General features: G+C 55.5%; 5 protein-coding genes, 1 tRNA gene and 1 riboswitch. Of the genes, 1 reads left to right on the forward strand and 5 read right to left on the reverse strand.

The window, feature by feature from the left end; all coding sequences use genetic code 11:
* From LKD23_RS12540 to LKD23_RS12560, 5 genes are all read right to left on the reverse strand, one after another.
* Window positions 1-377: recombinase family protein (locus LKD23_RS12540; RefSeq protein ID WP_227621792.1), on the reverse strand; the 377-nt coding region annotated here is incomplete at its 3' end.
* Window positions 378-632: 255 nt separating this feature from the next.
* Window positions 633-1,226 (reverse strand): helix-turn-helix domain-containing protein, encoded by a 594-nt coding sequence (locus LKD23_RS12545; protein ID WP_207685868.1) that lies wholly within the window; start codon window positions 1,224-1,226, stop codon window positions 633-635.
* A gap of 500 nt (window positions 1,227-1,726) precedes the next feature.
* A tRNA-Val gene (locus LKD23_RS12550) sits at window positions 1,727-1,802 on the reverse strand.
* A gap of 167 nt (window positions 1,803-1,969) precedes the next feature.
* Window positions 1,970-2,416 carry a large conductance mechanosensitive channel protein MscL gene (gene mscL / locus LKD23_RS12555; protein WP_227621917.1) on the reverse strand — a complete coding sequence of 149 codons (447 nt, stop codon included), beginning with the start codon at window positions 2,414-2,416 and terminating at the stop codon, window positions 1,970-1,972.
* Window positions 2,417-2,544: 128 nt separating this feature from the next.
* Entirely contained in the window at window positions 2,545-4,236 is a 1,692-nt protein-coding gene (locus tag LKD23_RS12560) for a M3 family oligoendopeptidase (protein ID WP_227621918.1), read from the reverse strand.
* Between the two features lie 177 nt (window positions 4,237-4,413).
* A riboswitch (THF riboswitch) is annotated at window positions 4,414-4,509 on the forward strand.
* Window positions 4,510-4,661: 152 nt separating this feature from the next.
* Here LKD23_RS12560 and LKD23_RS12565 point away from each other — a divergent pair.
* Window positions 4,662-5,177: a folate family ECF transporter S component gene (locus LKD23_RS12565; RefSeq protein WP_227621919.1), complete on the forward strand. Its 516-nt coding sequence runs from the start codon at window positions 4,662-4,664 to the stop codon at window positions 5,175-5,177.
* Window positions 5,178-5,318 lie beyond the last annotated feature (141 nt).

A 5,318-nucleotide genomic window follows, 5' to 3' on the forward strand; every position in this document is an offset into this window, starting at 1 on the left:
TATTCCGCCATGCCAATCAGCATACTCTCCACCATAATGCCTTCAGGCCCCTGCGAGATGGGTTCCATGGCAGACACTAGATGGACACCGTTCTTTTCCAGCTGGTACTTGTAGTTCACAGCATCGAATCGGTTCCGGGCAAAGCGGTCCAGCTTCCAGACCAGAACCACATCGAAGATTTTCTTCGCGCTGTCCTTAATCATCCGCTGAAAGTCCGGGCGGTCATCCGTTTTGGCAGAGTAGGCACGGTCAATGTAGGTGCCGACCACGGTGATGCCGTTCTTCTCGGCGTAGTCCTTGCAGTCGCGCAGTTGTCCTTCAATGGACGCTTCTCGCTGGCTGTCAGATGAATAGCGGGCGTAGATCACGGCGGTCATGGTTGCACCTCCTTGGCGTGTATTCGACTTGCCTTTATAGTATCGGGTCAAGCGCAGCTTGTCAACAATCTGCGAGCAGATTGAAATGTGAAAATTGCGAAACGCAGCGAAAAAGCTGAGAGCAAGAATCGTCCCGTGGCCACAAATTTTCAATTCTTGAAAATTTCTTGTCCATCCGGGACTTCACTTCTTCAACTCATGTGAGTTTCCGAAGTGCTCTTGTTGGGGCGTGCCTGCCCCAAACCCTGCTTATGTTTACTGAGGCACAGGGCCTAACCCCAAAGTTCCAGCCAGCATAAAGGCACCAAATATCAGAGCAACTATCCCCAAGCCGGCAAGGGCAATCAAAAAGGTTTGGTGGCAAGACTGGCCTTTGCACTTTCGGTATATAGCGTATCCCAGCAGCACAAGGAACGAGAGGATTGCTATCAATGGGAGAATTATCCCCACTACTGTAAAAAGAAAGGTGTCGAGCCGCCATCCGATATTATCCAGATATAGAATGAAAATTATGGCAACTGTAAGGCATCCAATAATTGAGAGAACACTTTTTCTCTCCTGCTGAATTTGCTCCTCCGCAAAATTTAACGCATTGTTCACAATTTCATTGTTCATCGCGATAGACATCTCTGATTCATCTATCCTTTCGGATTTCATAAGTTCTGCAACACTGACATCTAAAGCTGCGGCCAATGGCTCGATGGTATTGATGTCGGGGAACCCCACACCTCTTTCCCAGCGGCTGATAGCTTTATCGGTCACATTCAATTTTGCGGCTAGGTCAGATTGTGTCATTTTCTTGTCTTTGCGGCACTGGGCGATAAATGTACCAAACTTCTGTGAATCCATTTTGCTCCCTCCTTGCCACTACAAGATAGCACGACCATAAACCATTATCAAGAAATACCGTGGCTATTTTCGCCGTAAGATACTCTACGAATCGTTTACAACGATAACCAGTTAGATTTTCAATTTGTATAAGAGAGATTTAGCCGGTTCCCTGCGTACGTGCGTACACGCTCCGCAGGGATTCCAAAGGGGCTATGCCCCTTGGCACACAGACTTTGGAACAAAGTCTAGTGTGTTACACCTTGTCAGAGGTGTACACGCTCTCCCGGTACGCACGTACACAGCGATTGCCCCCAATACGCCATCTAGGGGGCGACCAAGTTCGCACAAAGCGAACTTGATTCCACAAAGCAAAAGGCAGGATACCACCGTCATAGTGATACCCTGCCTTTCCTCGTTCTTGCTTACCGTTCTGCGTACTCCCGCCGTAGAACTTCCTGTAAACAAAAAACGTACCCGAACCCTTTCTCATAGAGAATCGGGTTCGAGTACGAACTGTTTGGTGGACGGTACAGGACTCGAACCTGTGACCTCCTGCACGTCAAGCAGATGCTCTACCAGCTGAGCTAACCGTCCATATTCTGTTGCGTCGTGACGACTCTGATATAATACCATGACTTTCCCGAAAAAGCAATACTTTTTTCGAAAAAATTCTGATTTTCTTTTAGGATCTTCAAAAAAGGCGCAAAAAAGCCCCGGCGGCGTCCGGAAAACGGACAGCGCCGGGGAAAATGCGGGAAAGCTCACTGCTTTGCTTCGGGGAAACCCTCGAGCTTTGAGGTGCAGTGAGGGCAGCGGACGGCCTTGATGGCGATGTCGCTCTGGCAGTAGGGGCACTTCTTGGTGGTAGGCTCTTTCGGGGCCTCCACGGGCTTTTTGTGCAGCATATTGATGGCCTTGATGGTCACGAAGAGCACGAAGGCCACGATGAGGAAGTTGATAACGGCGTTGAGGAAGGAACCCACGCCGATGCCCACATCGCCGATCTGGATGACGACATCCGAGAAATCGGCGTTGAAGAACAGGCCGATGATGGGGGAGATGATGTCGTTCACCAGAGAGTTGACGATGGCGGTGAAAGCCGAGCCGACGACCACACCGACTGCCATGTCGAGCACGTTGCCGCGCATGGCAAAGGCTTTGAACTCATCAAAGAACTTTTTGATGCCGCTGGTTTTCTTTTCTGACATGATAACTACCGCTCCTTTTGCCGCAAATGGCATGATATAGCTCTATAATACAGGATACATCTGCCATTTTCAAGAGAAAAGCTGCTGCTTTGCGGCGGATGAGCGAAGCGTCTGAGAGGGCTGGGCGGTCAGACCTGATGCCCTGCGATCCACTGGCTCATCTGCTGGGCGATGGCCTTGATGGAGCCGTCGCGGAAGGGCACCTGCAAACCGGCGGTCTCGCACAGCTCGGTGTAGCTGGCGGTACCGGCGCGGCGGACGAGGCGCAGATAGCGCTCCCATGCGTCCTTCTGGTCGTGGAGGCTCAGCAGGAAGAACTGCAGCGCGGCCATGGTGGACAGGCAGTAGTCGATATAGTAGAAGGGGCACTCGTAGATGTGGAGCTGACGCTGCCAGCCCGCACCGCGGCCATAGAAGGGCAGATTGTCGAAGTCGATCCAGGGGCGGTACTTGTGCTCCAGCTCCAGCCAAGTCTGGTTGCGCTGGTCGGGGGTGAGGTCGGGATTCTGATACATGATGTGCTGGAACTCATCCACTGCGCAGCCGTAGGCGAGGAAGAGGAAGCTGTCCTCGGCGTGGAGCAGGGCGTACTTGTCCGTATCCTTGCCGAAGAGCAGGTGATGCCACGGCGCGGTGAGGAACTCCATCGCCATCGAGTGGATCTCGGCACTCTCCATGCCGGGGCACTCGAGGTCGGCGGGGATCTTGGGGTCGCGCTCGGCTACATAGCCCTCGAAGGCGTGGCCGCACTCGTGAGTCAGCACGTCTACGTCAGCCGAGGTGTTGTTCCAGTTGGCGAAGATGAAGGGCGCCTTGTAAGAGGGTAGACTGGTCATATAGCCGCCGGACATCTTGCCGGGACGGCTCTCGACGTCGAACAGCTCGTTGTCCTGCATGAAGTCGATGAACTCCGCCGTCTCGGGGCTGAGTTCGTGGTACATGGTGCGGGCAGCGGCCATCCGGGCATCGTAGCCCTCGATGGGCTTGGGGTTGCCGTCCCGGAAGGCGAAGGGCAGGTCGGTGAAGGTGGGGTGCTGGATGCCGGTGCGCTTGTTCTTGAGGGCGATGACTTTCTGCAGCTCAGGCACGACGTCATGGGCCACCTGCTCGCGGAAGCGCTTGATGTCCTCGGGGCCGTAGCCGATGCGGTTCATCCGCACATAGGAAAGCTCGCTGTAGTCGTGATAGCCCATGACCTGAGCCTGCTGGTTCAGGTTCTTGACGATCTTCGTGTACAGCTCGTCCAGCTCGGCGCGGTGGGCGTCGAAGTAGCCGGCCTCGGCCTCATAGGCGGCGCGGCGGGTGGCGGCATTGGTGCTCTCCTTGTAGGGGCCGAGCTGGGGGATGGTAAGCTGCCGGCCGTCGAACTCCACCAGCGCACCGCCGTAGATCTGCTGATAGGTGCTGACGAGGGCGTTGTACTCCTGCTGCAGCGCTACGGTGCGCTCGTCCATGCCGAGCACAGCGTTCTTCATGCCGGCCACACAGGTGGAGCCGAAGGCCTCCGTCAGGGCATCCACATGGGGGTTGGCAAGAAAAGCGCGGCTGATCTCGACGCTGGCGTTGGACACAGCCGGGCCGTTGGCGTCAAAGAAATCCTGCTCGGCCTTCCAGTAGGCGTCGCGGGTGTCGCAGGTGTAGTGGATATTGGCGAGGTTCGCAGCGGTAGTGTAGTCGGCAAAAGCGCGGCTCTGCTCGTAATAGGTCTCCACAAGGGCCTCGCCGCTGTCGGCGGCTGCGGCTTTTGCCGTCAGCTCCTTGCAGCGGGCCAGCAGTGCGTCGATGTCGGGGCGGGTATAGGTCATCTCACTGAATTTCATCGAGAAAATCCTTTCCGGGACAGGAAAGTCCCTTTCAATAGTAAGCCCATCTTATCACGTTTGGGCCGAAAAAGAAAGGCTTTGGACATATGTGATAAATTCAAAGGCTTTGTTTTGGTAAACCTGTTGCATCCCGTGATTGAAACCGAGCGAAAAAAGGCATATAATAACAGTATCAACAGAGTAAGGCCATGTGCGTCAAGTGCCGCATCAACGGGGAGTTGTGCTGCGGACGAAGGGAGACCCGCGGTGCATGGCCTGCATCCCGCTGCTGCATGGACTTGGGTGCGGGCGATGCTGTCTGCACGGCGTCGCTCGGAAGTGAAGTTTGTTGAACTCACGCCCTCCTTTGTGCGGTTTGTCACAGGGGAGGGCGTTTCATTCTGCCCTCCCGCAAGTTCCTGAAAAACAGGAGGACAGTTGATATGAACAACCATTCGAAGATTTCCGTGCGCACCCTGACGGCAATGGCCCTGCTCATTGCCATGAGCATCGTCTTTTCCCGGGTGCTGAGCATCTCCACCGGCTTTGTCCGGTTCAACCTCGGCAGCTTGCCGGTGCTGCTGGCGGGTATCCTTTTTGGGCCGTGGGCGGGCTTCGTCGTGGGCATGGTGGCTGACATCATCGGCGGCGTGCTGGCGGGCTATGCCATCAATCCGCTCATCACGCTGGGCGCGGCTTCCATCGGCCTTGTAGGGGGCTTGGGCTGGCAGAAGCTTTCGAATCTGCGCACCGGCAACCGGCTGTGGTGCAGCGTGCTTGCAGCCCACTTCGTCGGCTCCATGGTCATCAATTCGCTGGCGCTCCACATCTTCTACGGCTATGCGTGGGCGGTGCTGGTGGCCCGCATCCCGAATGCGCTGGTGCGCACCGCAGTGAATACGGTGCTGCTGCGCATCCTGCTTGAGAATCGGGCGCTGATGGCGGTGGCGAAACGGTAAGGGGCTGTCTTTTTGATTCAGTGGGCTTGCGCGCCTGTGCGCGGGGTAAATCGCTGTTGCGGTAGGGCTAAGTTCTCTTTTGCGTGCCAAAAGAGAACCAGAAAAGCACCCGCTACTTTCGAGGCGCGGGAGGCACGAATC

Source organism: Faecalibacterium butyricigenerans (assembly GCF_020687345.1).
GTDB lineage: Bacteria > Bacillota > Clostridia > Oscillospirales > Ruminococcaceae > Faecalibacterium > Faecalibacterium butyricigenerans.

What these genes read in the sequence shown, in the direction of transcription:
- LKD23_RS12560 (WP_227621918.1), bottom strand. Translation starts at nt 4,236, where the DNA reads ATGAAATTCAGTGAGATGACCTATACCCGCCCCGACATCGACGCACTG.
- LKD23_RS12565 (WP_227621919.1), top strand. Translation starts at nt 4,662, where the DNA reads ATGAACAACCATTCGAAGATTTCCGTGCGCACCCTGACGGCAATGGCC.
- mscL (WP_227621917.1), bottom strand. Translation starts at nt 2,416, where the DNA reads ATGTCAGAAAAGAAAACCAGCGGCATCAAAAAGTTCTTTGATGAGTTC.
- LKD23_RS12545 (WP_207685868.1), bottom strand. Translation starts at nt 1,226, where the DNA reads ATGGATTCACAGAAGTTTGGTACATTTATCGCCCAGTGCCGCAAAGAC.